Here is a 17,259-nt window from a genome sequence, read left to right on the forward strand (position 1 = left end):
CCTCGCCCCCGAGCGATGCTCGACAGTCCGGGCAGACATACCGGGACGTCCAGGCGGTCGCCTTCTGCATCATCATCGGCCTCCCGAGACCCTGGTCGAGCCGGTCCGCACCCTGCTTGCGCGAAGCGGATAGCCCCTACAGTCGAGCCGGGTCGGACCGCGGCTCATACTCGTCCGTCGGCGCCGGCTGCTGCTCGGCTTTCGTGCGCCACTCAGCGGCGCGGTCGTGAAACATCTGATGCCAAAGTTCGAGGTTCAGGAGGCCCCAGGTCTTGCGGGAGAACGGCGCTTCCTTGGTGAAATTCTGCAGCACGTTGTCGCTCCGCAGGAAGGGGCGCGTGCGGGCGGACTGACTCGTGAAGATGTCGCCGATGAAATCCTTGAGCTCGCCGGAATACCACTCGCGCAAGGGCACTGGGAAACCCATCTTGTCGCGTCGCTCGACCAACGCTTTTGGCAAGACATCGGCAAACACGGTCTTGATCAATTGCTTCATGGTGCCGCCTTCGAATTTGAGGTCGGCCGGAATGCTTGCGGCAAACTCGACCAGCGGGTGATCGAGAAGCGGCACGCGGCTCTCAAGGCCATGCGCCATGCTCATGCGATCCTCGACCTGGAGAAGGGCGGGCAACAGGCACTTGAAGTCGAAATGAGTCATCTTGTCAAAATAGGCTTCCTTGCGGACATTGGCGCCGTTGTTGAAGATGGCCTCGAAGCGCTTGTAGACACCGGCGCGGTCGAGCGCTCCCCATTCGACTTCATCGCTGATATCGCCCGACCGGTCGATGAGCCGGAAATAGCGCTCGTCGAGATTTCCGAACAGCCCCTCCTTCCAGAACTGCTGGATCATCGGGCGGTATTCGCGCAACGCGCCGAGATTAGGTATAATGGACTCGATGGTGACGATGTAGTTGCCGTTTTGATACGTGCCCTCGACAGCGGCTTTGATGCATTGCTCGAAATAGGCGACGAGGTAGCGCGCGTAGCCGCCGAAGATCTCGTCGCCGCCTTGACCGCCGAGGACAACCTTCACATGCTCTGGCAAGCTGGGACACCATGAATTGGGGGAAGGAGCCGGGCGCCGCGCATGGATAGTCGAGGTGGTAGATGACCTTGGCGATGTTGTCCTGGAAGTGCTGCGCCGTGATGTCGATCTGGTGGAGCTCGCCTTCCGCCGAGGTTGCGGCAAGCTCGGCATAGGGGCTTTCGTCGTAGCCGGGGAACTCGGTGAACTTGCCGTGGAAGAACTGCCGGTTCTGGTGGCTTAGCCGCGCGGCGAGAATCGAGATGAGGCTCGAGTCGATGCCGCCGGACATGTAGCCGCCAACCGGCACATCGCTGCGCAGGTGCATGGCAACGGACTCGTCCAGCAGCTCACGCAGGCGCCGATGGAAATATTCCGGCGAGTGGTCCCAATCGACTTCATAGTTCACGTCCCAGTAGCGCTGGATATCTACCCCGCCGTTACTCACCACGAGCCGGTGACCGGGCAGCAATTGCTTGATGCCCTTGAACAAGGTGAGGTCATCGACGCCGTATTGAAACGTCAGATACTGGCTGAGCGCGTCGGGGTCCGTCTCGATGCTCGGGAGAAACGGCAGGATGGCCTTCGCTTCGGAGGCAAAGTAGAGCTGGTCGCCGATCTCTGCGTAGTAGAAGGGCTTGACGCCGAAACGGTCGCGCGCGGCGACGAGACGCCTGTTGCGGTCGTCCCACAACGCGAAGGCGAACATGCCGCGCAAGTGATCGAGGAAGTCATCGCCGTAGCGCGCGTAAGCGGCAAGAATGGTCTCAGTATCGCTGGTGCCGCGGAAGGTCCAGCCGTCCTTGAGAGTGTCTCTGAGCTCAATGAAATTGTAGACCTCGCCGTTATGGACGAGCGCCGTGCCGTTGGGCGCGAGCATGGGCTGTGCGCCCGTCTGCGACAGATCGAGAATGCTGAGGCGGCGATGGGCAAGGCCCGCGCTGCCGTGGGTGGCGCACCAGACGCCTTCGCCATCAGGTCCACGATGAGCGATCAGATCGTTCATCACTCGCAGCTTGGCCTCGAGACGCTCGATTGGCGCACCCGAGAGGCTGATGATACCGGCTACCCCACACACACGGAGTACTCCCTCCAAGAGCCCAACCCAACCGCGGCGGTCGCATACGGGCTCCCCAACTGTCAAGCGCGACCCCGGCTAAAAGGATTCCCCGCGCCGATAATTCCCCAGGCTTTCCGTCAATTTTGGCCTGTGATACCACAGAGCGAGCTTGGCTGACAGGCTCGGCCTTACTGGAACCCGACCTATGAGCCACCCTGTGATGACACGCATGGTGACCGCGCTCCTTGCCCTCCTCGCTTGTCTTGCGAGTTCCGCGGCATCTGCTGGGATGTGGTATCTCAACGGCAAAGGGACCGATACGCCCTATGGCATCTGGGCCTTTGGCGAAGACGGGTTGCCCTTGGCCGCGGCGCCCGTCGTGCGGGCCACGGACGCCGAGACCCACATTGCTTGGCCCTCGGCAATCAAGGACGGTCCGACCACTCGCCTCTATGCCTCAGTCTACAACGAAGGTTGGAAGACCGTCCGGCTTTACACGGCAAGTCATGGTGTGGAGTTCATCGACCAGGGTCCCGTCTTCGCCGCGAACGGCGATGAGCCCTACGGGATCGGCCCGGCCTATGTCATGCGCGACCCCGCGGGTCCCGATCCCTACGTCATGTATTATCTCGTGCGCGGGCAGCGCGGGCCCGGCAACGACATTGCCGTGGCTACGAGCCCCGATGGCAGAACATGGACGCGCCATGGCGTGATTCTATCGGCATCGCTCCCAGAGGAGGCCGGTGGTTTGTCGGTCTCCTATGCCTGCCGCGAACGCTCAGGCGCCATGGTGTTGCTGTATCAAGGCTACGACGCCGATTTGGCGAAGGGTGTGGCCCTGGTTGCGACGGCCCCCGGCCCGACGTCAGGGTTCTCCGACAGGGTCATCATCAAATCGTGGGACGGGTTCTCGGCGACCGTTAGAGGCATTGCCGGAGAAAAGGCCGGACATGTTCACGCGGGTGCCAAGGTGCCAATAGGAATTCCCTTGCTTATTGCTGGATCGCCGGCCGAACCCATCGTCGCCACGAGACAAGAGGGAACACGGATCTGGTTCGATCGCCCACTGCTTAACGCGCATGCCGACTCGAGGCTCTACAGCATGGCGCGGAACAAGGTCGAAATGTCGTACATCAGACAGATGCCGGATGGTTCATGGACGGGCATCGCAACGCTCTACAAACCAGCAGCCTTAGCGGCGGAATATACGACCGCCCTCTCCAGCCCCACCTTGCAGGGAGTGTGGGACTACGACAGAACTGGCTTCACGTTCGAGCCGAGCCATCCAGAAACCCGCGAATCGCTGGAGAACCCCACGCCACTAGTCGACACGGCTTCGTGCTCAAACTGATCGCCGTGCTCATCCAGAATACGATATCGTCGATGCAGGCGAATAGCGGAAGCCCAAGGGGTGACGGCTTTGGTGGGGGCCAGGCTCCCGTCGCGAGATTTGAGGAGGGGCGCGTTGGCACCATGAGGGATCTCGTCGAGAGTAGGTTGGCGGAAGGAGGGGTTGCTTGAGTGTTATCAGCAAAGGTCTCAATGGTATTCGACGGATCCTAAGCCCACGCCGCGAGCTCAGGGCCTTAGCCAAGCGGTACCTCGCGTGTGAGCTGGCCAAGACCGAGCGTAAGCACAAGCGGCAGATCGCAGAATTGCGTCGCAAGACTGCCGCGAATAGGAAGGCGAAGATCGCGGCGCTAAGGGACAAGAAAAACGCTGCCGCCGCCATTGCACGCCAGCGCTTTCGTACAATGCTCATGAAGGAGCGTGAACAGGTCAGTCTACTCCAGCGGGAGTTGGCGAAAGCCAGAGATTTGAGTTCGGCAGCTATTCCCCTGGGATCGAGGCTTGGAGAGAGAAATGGGCGCGCTCTAACGGTCGGCGCGTGTTGTACTTGGCCCCGCAGGACTTTGCCGGTTCTTTTATGAATTGGGCAGATGCCGTTCACAGCCAAAGTGACTACGCCGTTCGCGTGGTCGTGTATGAAGCGCACCAATTTGGGTACGGCTGGGACCTGTTGTTCCCCGACGAGCGTGTGGTGAGGGGTGATATCAGTACTCTGGTCGACCAAGCCGACGTGATCCACATCAAGGATGAGAGCACGATCTTCGAAGGGCAACGCAGCCAGATGGCGGAGATTGTCGCCGCTTCTACGAAGCCTATCGTGTTCACTCACTACGGGGGCAATGCGCGAAAGTTCAAGGATGACGCTGCCTACCGAGTATTTGTAAGCGGATTCGCCGCACGTGTAGCCATGACGCCGGACCTTTGCTACGCGTGGTTCTCCGGGCATTACATCCCTCACGGGATCGACACCGAACGCTTCCGGTATTCCTGGACGGACGGGACCAAGCTAGGCCATTCGCCATCCATACCGAAAAGAAAGGCGACTACTGAACTGATTGCGGCTGTCGAAGGTCTCGATCTTTCTCTCGATGTCATCACGGGCGTATCTCATGCGGAGTGTCTGGCGCGAAAACAAACCTGCTCACTCTTCTTCGACCAGGCTGGACGCGAAGCGGCCTTAGGCGTCAGCGACGTTATTGGGTGGTATGCCAACTCGGCCTTGGAAGCGGCAGTTCATGGCATTCCGACGATCGCTCATCTTTCAGACGATGCCTTTTCGCGCGCGGCAGCGGCGGGATGTGATATCCGCGACACCTGCGCCATCGTGAACACGCCCATGGGAGTCGAGGGCATCAGGGGAACGATGCAAGAACTCTTGCGGCTCAGTCATGCGGACAGAGCGGACCTCTCGCGGCGGACGCGAGGCTGGATAGAGGCATTTCATAGTTACGTAGTCGTGGGCAGAAGGCTCGCCGACCTCTACCGGGATTTGCACTGATAACCTGCGAATGAGCAAGACGCCGCCATCAGTGCCCTATGCCAAGTCGCTCGGCGCCATCGCCCTGTCCGACGATCCCGGCGGCATGGGGGCCCAGCTTGCCCACGATCAGCGTCACGATCAAGCGCGCGCGTGGGCTGTCGCGTATTTTGCCGAAGATGGCCCAAGGCTCAGCCGTTATCTTTGCGAGCTAGCAATGCATTGCGCTCTTCATCGCAATGCTACGGGAGCCGCAGCCCTTTTTCTGGAGGCGCTCGACGATGGCGATCCGTCGGACCGATCCTTCGCTGTCATTCTTTCAGCGGCCCTGGCCAACGCGCTTGCCACGCTCGATAGCGTCTCTTGCTGAGGGCGTGCTTCGTCGACTCCAAGGCGACGGGAGCAAAAGTGTCACGGTGTGCCTAGGAGTGGATGACCAGCCGGCGATCTCACTACCGGCCAACGCCGGGGTACCCCTTGCGGAGGATCTCGCGGCGGCTGTTTTATTAGTCCATTTCAGTCGCAGCCTCGAGTCTCTGGCGGATTTGACGCATGAGGCGTTGCTCGCCCAGCTTGGAGCCTATCTCGACGAGGTGGATATCAACGCCGGCCACGCCGCAGGGGCGCCCAAGCCGATGACGCTTCCAGAGATCGCCTTGGTGGTCCTTTCGCAGCTCGGCCTACGCGCAAAACGGAAAAGGCAGACCGATAGGCTCGAAAGGATCTGTGCCGAGATTCGGGATTGCCTAAAGAAATTCGGCCTGGACGGCGCTCAGTTCAAACCGTCATTGGCCGCGACCCTGAAAAAGATTGGTGCGTTGCGGGAACCGCGTGCACACCGCCTGTGGCGGAGGTGACAGCTAAGGCGCCTATCGTGACGAGGGTTCATCGAGAATGCACTCGCAGAATCCCCATTGCTCCAGGCTTCTGCTGGTGTAAAGCAACGACGCGTCATGGCCTATGAGTATCTCGTCGAGATCCAACTTTAGGAGAGCCGGTTCTCGCGCCCGCGCCCAGTTGGCCAACATGTGAAACTGGATCGCGCGGTCTGGGTAGGCCAGGAACTTCTCTGCTGCAACAAGGGACGCAGTCGCCGAAATTTCCGGTGACGGCTGGGCTTCGAGCGGCATGGCCGGTTCGTTCCGCAAATGCCGCTGTATGGCGCGCTTGACGGTCTGGGTCGTCAGCGTCCCCAGGGTTTCGTCCAAGTCTGTGAAGCCACGCAGAGCCTGAAAGTGCTCCGCGATCAGCGCCGGCGCCTCTTGATCGACATGTCCGGGCTGGGGAATCGACCCCAAGATCTCGGTGGCAAAACTCTCATAGCTAAAACGTTTCGATGCGATCAGCTTCCGATAGGCATTGTCGGTGAGGCGAGCGAGTGTGTCGGTGCAGCGCAAGGCGGTGAAGACCTCGGGCAAGTTCGAGAAATCATCTTCGAGCGGGATGTAGTCTTCGTGAGCCACGAGCCCCAGATAGTCGTCGCGGGCCAAGACTTGGGCCGTGCGCGTTGCCGCGGCCTCGAACAGGCGCGGGCTGATAGCGTCGAAGCGATAGTCATCCGGCGTGTCAGGAAAGCAGTTTGCCTTCACGGCGTCGTAGGCAGCATCGGGATGCACCTCCAAATAGGCTAGACACCTTTCCTTGATCGAACCGTCGGCGTCCGCCACCGACGCCCCGCCACGGCTGCCGATGGTCGCGCGGCACGAGCCTAAGAAGCGTAGCCAGTCATTGCCCAGGAGCACCTGGCCTGGATCGGTCGAGAAGTCGGTGACAAAGCCCTCGGCGCTTGCGGCCCGGCAAAACCGCTCGGCCACGACGGCTTTTCTTTGGCCGTGCTGCCCGAGTTGTGGTCCCAAGGCCCTGACCCGGCTGCCGACATCGATGGGTCGCTCGGCAAGGGGAAGGCCAAAGCTCTCGGCCAGCATGTCGTCGTCGACATAACCGGTGAGACCTTCGCGGAACTCAACCCCCGGCTTTTGCGACATTCTGGGATAGAGAACATCGAGATCGCGGGTGATCGGGCTGTATACGATGTTGACGCCGAGTTCATCGAGCCAAGTGTCGAGAACCTCGTTGCAGGTGTAGTCGTCTTGGCAAATTGCGATTTTGATCGCGGTCGAGGTCTCGACGAAGTTGTATAGCGCTTTGAAGGTATTGACGGTGCGCGGCAGCCGGTGCCCTAAGAAGCAGTAGTGCAGAATGATCCCGTCGAACTGAATCCGGCGAAGCGCCTCGGTCACGGGCGCGTTCAAGTGATGAAAGACGTAGCGGTTGCCTGGTCCGTGGCGGGGCAGCGAATAGATGTTCTTGAAGGTGGTCCCACGAGAGTTGGGCAAAAGCGCGTGAAGGCAGAGAATGTTTTTCACGAACCACCCCCCGCCACCAGCCGCGCTCTTGCGGCACCCCAAGACACGCTATTGGGGCCAGCGAATACCAAAAAAGCTGCGCCGCGGGCGTGCAAGTTCCGCCCGGCCCAGTGTGACATCACTCCACAGGGAAGTAGCGGAATTCGCCGCGCTCTCGCTCATGATCTCATCGTACCAGGTCGTACCGCCATATCGAGCGGACGGCAGCGGGGCATCCGAGTAGTACTGCGGATGCAACAAGATGCGGTAGCGGTTGCCCGGCTTGAACGTTCGAACGAAGTCGCGAAGGTCACGTTTCACAGGGTCGCGCGTCGGCGCGTTGTGGCCCCCGTCGCTGAACTGCCCATTGAACTTGGGCGAATGGCCATTGTGTACCCAGCGGAGCTTGGTCTGCCAATCCTGGTGGAACGGCATGTTGTTGTTGTTACGGCCGTCGGGTCCTGGAACGCCGCCGTGTGCGGAAACGAAGCTGATAGGGAATCGCGCTGACAACTCGCGCACGTCCCGGTCGAAAATCTCAAGCGCCCGGTCGGTGTCGAACAGCGCTTGTTCGAAGGCATTAATGTGATAGCCGATCACAAAGCCCTGGTCGCTGAGTGACCGGAGCAACGCATCGTCCAGATCGTAATCGGTAAAGGCGACTTCGCCGGTCGTTTTGAGGCGGCGGCGGTCGATCCGCTTGTTGAAGATCATGACGTTGGTGGGACACAGGGCCTGCGTGGGCTCCCGCAAGAGCCCCATGGCACGCTCCGGGAAGGAGTCTATATCGTACTGAAGTATGATGTAGGCCTTGTTCGGATTACGCTTGCCGCTCGCCAGCTCCTTAGCCCACGCCTTGCGCTCTTCGGGATAGCCTCCGTCAAAATCCCAATCACGGCCCCATGGAAAATCGGCATAGGTGATCACTTCGAGATCCGCCTTGTGCGCTTCGATAAAGCGAAAGAAGTCGGTCACGTAGCGGCGGGGAAAATAGGCGCCAGCGCGCGGGCTCAAGAAGGCGTCCCCGGGAATTTCAGCGGTCTCATCGAGAGTCAGTTCAATCTTTTCCATGAGCGGAGGCAACTGCTCCTTTTGGATTATCTGGCCGGCGTCCAGTTGAGATTTTTGCAGAACACGACGTTGTTAGCGACGTCGCCGTGAATGCCATAGCGCTGGGTCTGCGCGAGCGTCAGCGGCAAGGTGATGAAACCATGCGCCTCGAAAAGCTCGCGCTGGAAAGCGAGCGTGCGGTCAATCGCTGCCTGGTCGAGATCGGCCGCCTTGGGCACGCCGTTCCACGGCCCCAGCCAGGCCCAGCCTTCGGGATGGATCAGATTGACGATCGCATCGACAAAGGCCCTGTGCGCCTCGTCATCGTCCCAGAACCAGAAGGCATTCAGCGAGAACTTGTTGAAGACGCCGTCGAAGGAGGTGTCGAAGGGATGGCTCGCCAGCTTTTGAATGTTCAGTTCGGCGACCTCGAAGCCCTTGTAGCGGCCGAGTTCCGCCACCGCCGGATCGAAGTCCACGCCGACGCAAGTGCCGCCGCGTTCACGGACGATCTCGGCGAAATCGAATTGGCCGGCCCCGAGGTCGATATAGCGGCCAGTGAGCGGCTTGCCGCCAAGGAAGTCATCAAGAATGTGGAAGAACGGCTGCCGATTGCGCCTCGGATCGCGAATGTTCTTCTGCTTGGCGTTGGCAGCAATGGCGATCTCTGTCGCGTCAGTCAGCATTCTTGCACGCTCCTCACGCGTAGCCGTGGCGGGTGAGGTCATCGCCCGCCACGGAGACAAAATCGGCAAGCTGCTCAGGCTTGAGGTCATTTCGCCAGCGCCCGATCATCGTCGTGTCGATGGCGCTGCTCACCCGCTTCTTCGACAGGTGGTTGGCCTTAAAGATGGTGAGATCGAGCTTTTGATGATGCAGCATGTTGGGGTCGAAGGGTAGCCCGAGGAAGTCGCAAATGCTGCGCAGCTCCGGCTCGGGGTTCTTGGTCAGCGATTCGTAGCGCACCATTTGGGCCTTGACGTCAGGGCGCTCGACGAGCTGCTCGAAACGGCGGATCGTCGTCTGCCAGCCTCGCGCTACCTCTTTCGGCGACTGCTTGAAGCTACCGGTGTTGAGCTGGCTGGCGAGGATGTCGCGGCCATCGCGAAGCATGTTGAGGAAGCAAGCTCGCGGCCAAACCCCTAAGTAGTCCTCGAACGCGTTGTCACACTTCATGCCCCAGCGGCGCTTGCCGACGCGCTTCATCTTCTCGAGGCCACACAGTTCGATGAGCCGCATGCGGCCCTTTAACTCCGTCAGCATGTGACCTTCGTCAACCAGTTGCTCCAGGAGATGGGCGAAGTCCTGGTAGGACAAGCCGCCGCGCAGGCTGCGGGCGACGAAAGTGGAGAAGTGCGCCGTGGGCGCGCACTCGGCGACCGTTTTGTGGTTACGTGCGCTAGCGATCTCGGCGGCCAGCGTCCTCAGATCGACGTCGGGTGCCGTTTCGACCAGGGCCGGATAGAGTTCATACGACATCGCGATGTCGCCGTGCGCATCGAGCAGGGTGCACATCAGCGTGCCCCCCGAACGGCTCATGCCACGCACGAAAATCGGGCGTCGTCATATGCCTCATTAGTCATCGCTGAGTTCCACTTATTCGACGCTCCCCGCTCCCCACGGCGACGCGATGTTCGCCAGTTCGTTGGCCGGTCCGGCGGGTCAACGCACTGTGCTTCAAATCAAATCGGCGACGCTGCGAGTTTTGCTCCCAGCCATATAATCCAACATGGAGCCCACGTCGATTGCTACGGCGCCGCTCTCTCGCGCCTCTCCAGCCAGAAATTTGCCGATGATCCCCGCGCCCACTAGGACCAGCGTGCCGGGTGCGGCGGCGGCGCGGATCTGCCGCAATATGTGCGGGTAGGCCTCAAAAAGCGGCTGCGTGCCGGCCTCCTCCAAGCGCTTGAGTTTCTGGGCCGGGGGCACCGTGATGTACTCCAATGGGGCAAAGGGTAGGCGTAGCTGATCCGCCGGCCAGCAGGAAATCACCAGGACCGCCTTCGCCGCTGAGGCGAGTTCGGCCATCGCAGCCGGACTCAGCGCGACTTGATGGCAGCGCTCCTCGGTCACGATCTTGCCGTCCAATGAAATCTCCGAGCTGCAGGCGCCGAGGACGACCGCTAGTCCGCGTTGAGAGCGGCCGCCGCCGAAGCGCTGTCCGGGTCCCGGCAGGTCGCGGGCAATGCGATAGATGGATGGCAGGCCCAAGATGTCGCAGCTGTCGACGGCGTTGCGGACGCGGCGCAGGATGTCGTTCCGGATATCGGGTGACGGTGCCGCACCCCACCAATGGCGCTCGCGAGTCACGTTGTCCGCAAGGAACAGGTCCGGATCGATGCCCTCCATCGACGGGGCGGCATAGGCATAGGCCTCCCCGTCACCGAGGCGCAGCAGGGATAGCGGCCGCTGGTCGGCCAGATGTGTCTTGATCGTCTCGACAAGACTTTGCCTTTGATCCGGTGCAAAGCGCATATCCATGAGGTTGTGCTTTCCCTCCGGCAGATCGGAGAGTGGCTTCAACACAAATTCCTCGAAATTCAGACCGTCGGCCTCATCGACGGCCTCATAGGCGTCACGCAAATATCGAAGCATGGCGGCGCCAGGCGCTGGACGGAAGTCCGAACAGAACGCGCTCAATGCGGGGCTCAACAGACCGAGAGCATCGAGCGCCAGCAACTGCTCCAGGAAATAGGGCCGGAGCTTCGGATGCAGCAGCCCGGCATAGCGATCCAAGAGTCGCGCGGCGGCTTGCAGCTTGTCCCTCTCCAAGAGAAGCCGCGACATGCCAAAGACCGTGTTCTTGCGCAACCGGTCGAGGGCGTTGTCGTCGATCTCTGATAAAATGCTGTGGATCCGGTCGCTGGCGCCCGTCCTGACCGCAAGCGTCAAAAGCTGGTTGAGGATCCGAGAGCGCAGATACTCGCTCTCAGTCCGGGCATAGAGTTCGGCGACCTCATCGAGCGGGACGCTCTGGTCGCGAGATAGACCGCCACCGCGAAGCGATAATATTCGCGCACCTCATCAAAGCCGAGATCGGCATCTTCGATTAGCGCATTGAGCATCCCCAACTGGCGGTTGGTTAGCAGGCGCCCCATGAAAACATACAGCGCGTGCTCGGGCAGAAGATCGACGTGTTTCAGGGCATGCGCCAGGAACACCTGCTGTTCTGGTGTCCAATCCGCTGGCGGATTGGTGAGGGCTGCCTCGATCTTTTGGTTGATGGCGGCATGGGCGGAATCCTCACCGTATTTGGTGCATGCCTCGATCAGCGGCCACAAGAGGGATCGCTTGAGACCCCCCCAAACCGCGGACTTGGCCTTGCCGAGGAGGGGCCCGAACCCCTCGCGGCTGCCGTATTCCTTGGTACTTGAAGACTCCAAATGCCGAACTCTTCCCAAAAACGGCCCTTCACCATTGGCAATCGCGCCAAGTACCTCAGGACCTTACAGTGCTGAAGAAATTCCCTTAAGCGGTAAATGACCCAGGGCGAGCCGCGGGCCCAAAAGTAGGGCGCCAACTTCGCTGGCCGATCCCTTGCTAGTCTGACGAATTACTTCCGCCGTAGGTTCGCCTCGAACGAGCGTCTCTAGCAAGCCGGGTACGCCAATTTTGTCACCGCAGGATTCTCTTGAATGGGAGAATTCGCATGAGTACGTTGCGTCACAGTTTCACCAGCGCCTAGTATGAGGGTCAAACTATTCTTGTTGCCCAAGGATACATCTGAGCCCTGAGAAATCGCGCCGCACTCCGGCGGTGTATCGGAGGGTTCCATAATCACTCTATATGACGCAGCTTGCGACGGCTTAGCACGCAGTCCCAAACGGTTTCTCGTTACCGGAGCGGCGGGCTTCATTGGCTCCAACCTTGTGGAAGCCTTACTGCGACTCGGTCAGTCCGTTGTCGGCTTGGACAACTTCGCTACGGGACATCGGCATAATGTCGAGATGGCGCTTGCCGACTGTGGCGATGCGTCGGCGCAAGACAGACTGACTTTTGTCAACGCCGATATCCGCGACGCGGATGCTTGCCTTGAGGCGTGCAAGGACATTGAAGTGGTCCTTCACCACGCGGCAATTGGCTCCGTGCCATACTCGCTGGCTGATCCGCTCACCTCCCACATTTGCAATGTGGATGGGTTCCTTAATATGCTGCTAGCCGCCAAGCAGACTGACGTCAGACGTTTCGTGTACGCCTCATCGAGCGCGGTTTATGGCGACGACGAGAATTTGCCAAAGCTTGAAGAGTCTATCGGCAGGCCGTTGAGTCCGTATGCCCTGACGAAGGTGATCAACGAACAGTACGCTGATCTATTTGCGCGCATTCAAGGAATGGATGTAGTCGGCCTCCGGTATTTTAACGTGTTCGGCAAGAGGCAGGACCCCAACGGACCTTATGCGGCGGTGATCCCGCGATGGATCGCGGCATTGCTCAGGGGAAAGCCAATCGAGATCTATGGCGACGGTGAGACTACGCGGGACTGGTGCTATGTCGAGAATGTCGTCCAGATGAATATCCTGGCCTCGACCACGCCTGACTCCGACGCCTTGAACGCGGTTTATAACGTAGGAGCGGGTAGCAGGACGACCCTGAACGAACTCTACGAGATGATTGTCGCGAGCCTCCGGGCGCAAATGCCGCTCGACGACCCTGGACCGCCGGCCTATTGCGCCTTCCGGGAGGGCGATATTCGTGACTCGCTGGCGGATATCTCGCGGGCCAGGATCCTATTGGGGTATGAGGCAAAATTCGATCTCGCGATGGGGCTCGAGGACAGCATCGGCTGGTATTGTGCCCATATGCGCGGAGGCGATTGAAATGGCTCGGCGCTGGACTATTAGGGGTCGAGTCAGACACCTGCCCATTTCGTGAGGCTTCGCTATCGTGCATAAGGCCCGTAATAGATCTCTGGTCGAAGGAAGGTTCTTGTGAAGGCGTTCACGAACTCCCGCAAAGCGACTGGATCTCTGCGAGACCTTGCGGATGAAGCCTTAGTCAGGAAGGACTGGGCCAAGGCCGCGAAATTGCTCAATCAGCTCCTGGAAATCGAGGGCGAGACCAAAGCGCCGTCAACGATCTTCGCTAAGTTGCTCAGGCCCATCGCCAAGGACGCGCGCTCGAAAATGCCGAGACTGCCGTTCGGAAAGGGCTTGCGCAGTATCCTGCAGATGCGTCGCTCTTGCGAGAGGCTGCGGAAGTCGCCCTGGCTGGGGAGAGCTGGGCTGAGGCTGTAGCGCGGTGGGAAAGAGCCCTCGCAGCTCAAGGTGACAAGGCTTCTGCCGTTTTCTATTCCCGCTTGGCGCTGGCCAATCGAAATGCTCAGCATTTCGATGCCGCACAAAACGTGCTCGCGCGCGGTTTGGCGAACTATGCCGGCAACGAGGCGCTGCTCAATGACGTGGCGGACCTTGCAGTTGCCATGCGCCGCGCGCAGGGCTTCCGCGCGTCAAGTCAGGACGAGAGCCGCCCGTATGTCTCCGTGACTGTCGAGTGCATCTGCGAGAGCTTCTGGTCGATCGAAAAGCGCCTCACCTTGCTCGACTGGAACGTCGGCGATGCGTTTCCGTGGCCCCTCATTCGCATGGCTCTCTTTTACGCTGTGGCACAGAAGGTCGGTCTCTACCAACCACCCCACCCGGTCATGTCGTCGGGTAAGGGCCTCAAGCGCGACCGGTCCAAAACCAAGCACCGCAAGTCATTCCCATCGAGCGGCCTCGTCCGCGCGGTCGCTGGCGCCTACGGTAAGTTCGCCAAAAGCCACCGCTGCGGCGTATTGATGGCGACCCGCCGGACTGGCGGGACTGAACTCTACACTAAAGCCTTGCGGGCCGAGCTCGGAAGTGGCGCGCTGCTCTTGGATCGAGCGTGGGACGGAACTATCGCTAAAGGGGCAGTAGATTTTGACAATCTACTGAGCGAATACCGGGCTCGGTACAGAGACCAGGTGTTTATCCTCACGTTCCGAGACCGCATGGTTTGTGAAGAAATCCGCGAGCAATTCTTTGATCGACTTGGAGTCGATATCGGGGATCTCGCCAAGCTATGCCAGAGTCGGACCGCCTCCTTCTTAAAGCTGCGCAAAGGATTCACCGAGTTCTTCGGGATGAATCCAGTGAAAAAACTCTTTCTCACCAACGCTTACGGACTCTCGACCACTGCGGCGCTGGAAGGCGCGCGTGCTCAAGGTGCGCATGTGATCGAACTGCAGCACGGCATCATCTCGCCGTTCCACCTTGGCTATAGCTGGCCGGGGCGTCCTCAAGTGCCATATAGCCCGGACGAACTTTGGTGTTTTGGAAAATTCTGGCCGGAATCGACGCCGCTCCCGGCGAAGACAAGCTCCCGAGTGATCGGCGCGCCTTACGTCTACGAACTGGCGGCTAAGGCGGTCGGCCCGCGCGATGAAAAAATAGTAGTGTTCACCTCGCAGGGTGTGGTCGGGCAGCAGCTGTTCGGTATGGCCTTGGAGGCGGCGCGCCGGCGACCAGACTTGCAGATCGTGTTCCGCCTCCACCCCAGCGAAATCCTTGAGCAGTACGAGGATAGCCTCAGAGGTTGCGACGACGTTCCGTCTAATTTTTCGCTGTCACACCGCGACCCTAATATCTTCGCGCTTCTGGCGACCGCCGCTATACAGGTCGGGGCATTCTCGACCACTCTATTCGAGGGCATGTCGCTCGGTACGAGGACCATAGTGGTTGACCTCCCTGGTGCGGAGTATATGAGGCCCGTCATCGGCAAGGGAGACGCGCTCTTAGTCCGCGATGTGGATGAGTTGGTGTCGGCGCTCGATCGGGCGCGCTCGCGGCGGATTCGGAATATTATTACGCGAAGCCCGCAGCACGGCTTGTCTGACTCTCGTAGCGGAAATCAAGCCCGTGACACAAATCACACCATTCAAACTCGGCACCAGAGAATTCAGCTTCTTGGCGCCTTATGTGATCGCCGAAATCGGAGTGAACCATGAAGCAGTCTCGACCGGGCCAAGCGTATGATCGAAGCTATTGCGAAGGCTGGGGCGCACGCAGCCAAGTTCCAGACTTACAAGGCCCATTTGCTTGCAGCAGAAGGTACGAGTCCGGCTTACTGGGACCAGACGCAGGAAGCCGCGTCTTCTCAGTTCTCGCTCTTCCAGAGGTGGGACACGTTCGATGAGGGCGACTATAGTGCGCTCGCTGCTCATTGCCGCGACTGTGGTGTCGATTTTCTGTCCACGCCATTCGATCTCGGCTCCGTCGACATGGTCGCGTCGCTGGCGCCGCTGATTAAGATCGCATCCGCTGATTTGACCAATGTACCATTGCTGCGCAAAGTCGGCTGTTGCAGATTACCAGTGGTCATGTCGGTTGGAGCGTCCCAGTTCGAAGAGGTTGCGGTTGCCGTCGCCGAACTGACGCGCGCGGGCGCTCCCGAGATTGCACTTCTGCATTGCGTCTTGAATTACCCGCGCGGCCGGCCGATGCGCAACTCGCTCAGATCGGCGTGCTGAAAGGAACGTTCGTTGCACACCCGATCGGCTACTCCGATCACGTGATGCCGAGCGCGGACGGCATGCCAGCACTCGACATGGCTGTGCTGCTGGGCGCAGTCATCATCGAGAAGCACTTCACGGACGACAAGACCGCCGTCGGAAATGATCATTACCACGCAATGGATGAGAAAGATTTAGCATCCTTCATGCGCAGGCTCGCACTGTTGTGCGATTTTTACGGCTCGACCGAGCGAGATCTGTCTGGGGAGCGGCTCGCCATCCAGAATGCGCGGCGGCGCATTGTCGCCGCGCGGGACATTGCAGCAGGCGAGACGCTCGACGAAGAGAATCTGATTCCGCTGCGCTCAAATCGAGGCATCGAGATTGCCCAGTGGGACGTAGTGGTGGGACGCGCGACTAGCCGCGAGATCTCACGCGGCGCTCCCCTCGAATGGACTGACCTGAAATGATAGTCACGATCTGCGGTGCCTATCGAAATGCGGGCGACCACCTCATCGGCCATCGGGCGCGCGAGTTGCTTCGGGTTCATGGGTTCGCCGATATCGTGACGGTGGACCGCAAGTCGATCGGCCCAGAACACTACGACCTGTTCAACAAGGCCCGCGCAGTGCTGTTATGCGGGGGGCCTGCATATCAGCGCGGCATCTATCCCACGATCTATCCCTTGGAGCGGGAGCGGGTGACGCCGCCCATCGTGCCTTACGGGCTCGGGTGGAAGTGGCCGGCGACCAAGGATCCAGAGACCTTCCAGTTCACGGATGAGGCGGCTGCGTTCGTCTCTGACATCCACCAGAAGATCGAATTCTCTAGCGCGAGAGATCCGCTGACCGTTGAGTGCCTGGCGCGGTTCGGCGTCGCCAACGTGCTGATGACCGGCTGCCCGGCTTGGTACGACCTCGAAAGCCTTGAGAAACCCTACGCTTTCCGGGATGACGTACGCTCCATTGTTCTGAGCATGCCTGCCAAGATGCAGCCCGGTACGTACGAGTTGATGGCCTGGCTGACAAAGCGGTTTCCAAAGGCGCGGCGGACGCTGAGCTTCCATCATGGTCTGCTCCCGTCATGGACCCCCCGAGGCCGCGAGATCGCGCGCGACTATCTCATGTTCGCTGGCCGGGCCATACTGAACGGGTGGCGCGTGGAAAGCCTGGCCGAGAGCCTGCCGAAGCTTGAGGCTCTCTACGGGGACTCTGATCTTCACATAGGCTATCGCGTCCACGCGCACCTCTTCTGCCTGTCGCGCAGGGTCTCATCGATCCTCATCAGTGAGGATAGCCGTGGCGTTGGGCAGGCTGCGGCTTTGGGCGCCACATGCTTGACCATCGATCGTGGCACGCTGTCGCCGATTCAGAATGCGGTGGAGGCGCACTTCAAATCGCGCGGAGCTGAAGTCGCGCACAGTGTAGAAACTATGCGGGAGACCTATCCGACGATGCAGCGTTTTCTCGCAACGCTGTGAGG

Annotated in this window: 14 protein-coding genes and 2 pseudogenes; 9 read left to right on the plus strand and 7 right to left on the minus strand. The window is 60.1% G+C overall.

What is annotated here, in order from left to right; all coding sequences use genetic code 11:
* Positions 1 to 136: 136 nt before the first annotated feature.
* Positions 137 to 2,102, minus strand: a pseudogene (gene asnB / locus AUC69_RS18525) (asparagine synthase (glutamine-hydrolyzing)).
* Positions 2,103 to 2,313: 211 nt separating this feature from the next.
* Between asnB and AUC69_RS09545 the strand changes: the two are divergent.
* The 4 genes from AUC69_RS09545 to AUC69_RS09565 all read left to right on the plus strand — a co-directional run bounded on the left by AUC69_RS09545 (position 2,314) and on the right by AUC69_RS09565 (position 5,768).
* Positions 2,314 to 3,435: a glycoside hydrolase family protein gene (locus AUC69_RS09545; protein WP_141700710.1), complete on the plus strand. Its 1,122-nt coding sequence runs from the start codon at positions 2,314 to 2,316 to the stop codon at positions 3,433 to 3,435.
* A 537-nt stretch (positions 3,436 to 3,972) separates the two neighbouring features.
* Entirely contained in the window at positions 3,973 to 4,932 is a 960-nt protein-coding gene (locus AUC69_RS09555) for a glycosyltransferase family protein (protein ID WP_069441955.1), read from the plus strand.
* A 10-nt stretch (positions 4,933 to 4,942) separates the two neighbouring features.
* On the plus strand, positions 4,943 to 5,281 hold the full coding sequence (locus tag AUC69_RS09560) for a hypothetical protein (protein ID WP_069441956.1): 339 nt from the start codon (positions 4,943 to 4,945) through the stop codon (positions 5,279 to 5,281).
* Positions 5,282 to 5,339: 58 nt separating this feature from the next.
* Complete coding sequence (locus AUC69_RS09565; RefSeq protein ID WP_141700711.1) at positions 5,340 to 5,768, plus strand: hypothetical protein; 429 nt, start codon at positions 5,340 to 5,342, stop codon at positions 5,766 to 5,768.
* Positions 5,769 to 5,780: 12 nt separating this feature from the next.
* On the opposite strand, the gene AUC69_RS09570 is transcribed toward AUC69_RS09565, so the two are convergent.
* The 6 genes from AUC69_RS09570 to AUC69_RS09595 all read right to left on the minus strand — a co-directional run bounded on the left by AUC69_RS09570 (position 5,781) and on the right by AUC69_RS09595 (position 11,587).
* Positions 5,781 to 7,277, minus strand: a complete 1,497-nt coding sequence (locus tag AUC69_RS09570; RefSeq protein WP_141700712.1) for a hypothetical protein — start codon at positions 7,275 to 7,277, stop codon at positions 5,781 to 5,783.
* Between the two features lie 48 nt (positions 7,278 to 7,325).
* Positions 7,326 to 8,327 carry a hypothetical protein gene (locus tag AUC69_RS09575; RefSeq protein ID WP_069441959.1) on the minus strand — a complete coding sequence of 334 codons (1,002 nt, stop codon included), beginning with the start codon at positions 8,325 to 8,327 and terminating at the stop codon, positions 7,326 to 7,328.
* A gap of 26 nt (positions 8,328 to 8,353) precedes the next feature.
* A complete protein-coding gene (locus tag AUC69_RS09580) occupies positions 8,354 to 8,992 on the minus strand; it encodes a methyltransferase domain-containing protein (RefSeq protein ID WP_069441960.1) in 639 nt (212 codons plus the stop codon).
* Positions 8,993 to 9,005: 13 nt separating this feature from the next.
* The gene (locus AUC69_RS09585) at positions 9,006 to 9,854 is read right to left on the minus strand and encodes a sulfotransferase family protein (protein WP_280136635.1); all 849 of its coding nucleotides are present in this window, start codon (positions 9,852 to 9,854) and stop codon (positions 9,006 to 9,008) included.
* Between the two features lie 129 nt (positions 9,855 to 9,983).
* Positions 9,984 to 11,198 (minus strand): hypothetical protein, encoded by a 1,215-nt coding sequence (locus tag AUC69_RS09590; protein ID WP_069441962.1) that lies wholly within the window; start codon positions 11,196 to 11,198, stop codon positions 9,984 to 9,986.
* Complete coding sequence (locus tag AUC69_RS09595; RefSeq protein ID WP_141700713.1) at positions 11,195 to 11,587, minus strand: hypothetical protein; 393 nt, start codon at positions 11,585 to 11,587, stop codon at positions 11,195 to 11,197. Before AUC69_RS09595 ends, AUC69_RS09590 begins: the two co-directional genes overlap by 4 nt.
* 495 nt (positions 11,588 to 12,082) lie before the next feature.
* On the opposite strand from AUC69_RS09595, the gene AUC69_RS09600 reads away from it, so the two are divergent.
* The 5 genes and pseudogenes from AUC69_RS09600 (at position 12,083) to AUC69_RS09620 (ending at position 17,257) form a co-directional block, all read left to right on the plus strand.
* Positions 12,083 to 13,123 carry an SDR family oxidoreductase gene (locus tag AUC69_RS09600; RefSeq protein ID WP_069441964.1) on the plus strand — a complete coding sequence of 347 codons (1,041 nt, stop codon included), beginning with the start codon at positions 12,083 to 12,085 and terminating at the stop codon, positions 13,121 to 13,123.
* A gap of 479 nt (positions 13,124 to 13,602) precedes the next feature.
* Positions 13,603 to 15,273, plus strand: a complete 1,671-nt coding sequence (locus tag AUC69_RS09610) for a glycosyltransferase family protein (protein ID WP_141700714.1) — start codon at positions 13,603 to 13,605, stop codon at positions 15,271 to 15,273.
* Between the two features lie 24 nt (positions 15,274 to 15,297).
* A pseudogene (locus tag AUC69_RS17045) lies at positions 15,298 to 15,962 on the plus strand (N-acetylneuraminate synthase family protein); the annotation flags it as partial.
* Positions 15,963 to 15,983: 21 nt separating this feature from the next.
* Entirely contained in the window at positions 15,984 to 16,247 is a 264-nt protein-coding gene (locus AUC69_RS19715) for an SAF domain-containing protein (protein ID WP_425283523.1), read from the plus strand.
* Positions 16,244 to 17,257: a polysaccharide pyruvyl transferase family protein gene (locus tag AUC69_RS09620; RefSeq protein WP_069441967.1), complete on the plus strand. Its 1,014-nt coding sequence runs from the start codon at positions 16,244 to 16,246 to the stop codon at positions 17,255 to 17,257. Before AUC69_RS19715 ends, AUC69_RS09620 begins: the two co-directional genes overlap by 4 nt.
* Positions 17,258 to 17,259: the final 2 nt, after the last annotated feature.

It is taken from the genome of Methyloceanibacter superfactus, assembly GCF_001723305.1.
GTDB lineage: Bacteria > Pseudomonadota > Alphaproteobacteria > Rhizobiales > Methyloligellaceae > Methyloceanibacter > Methyloceanibacter superfactus.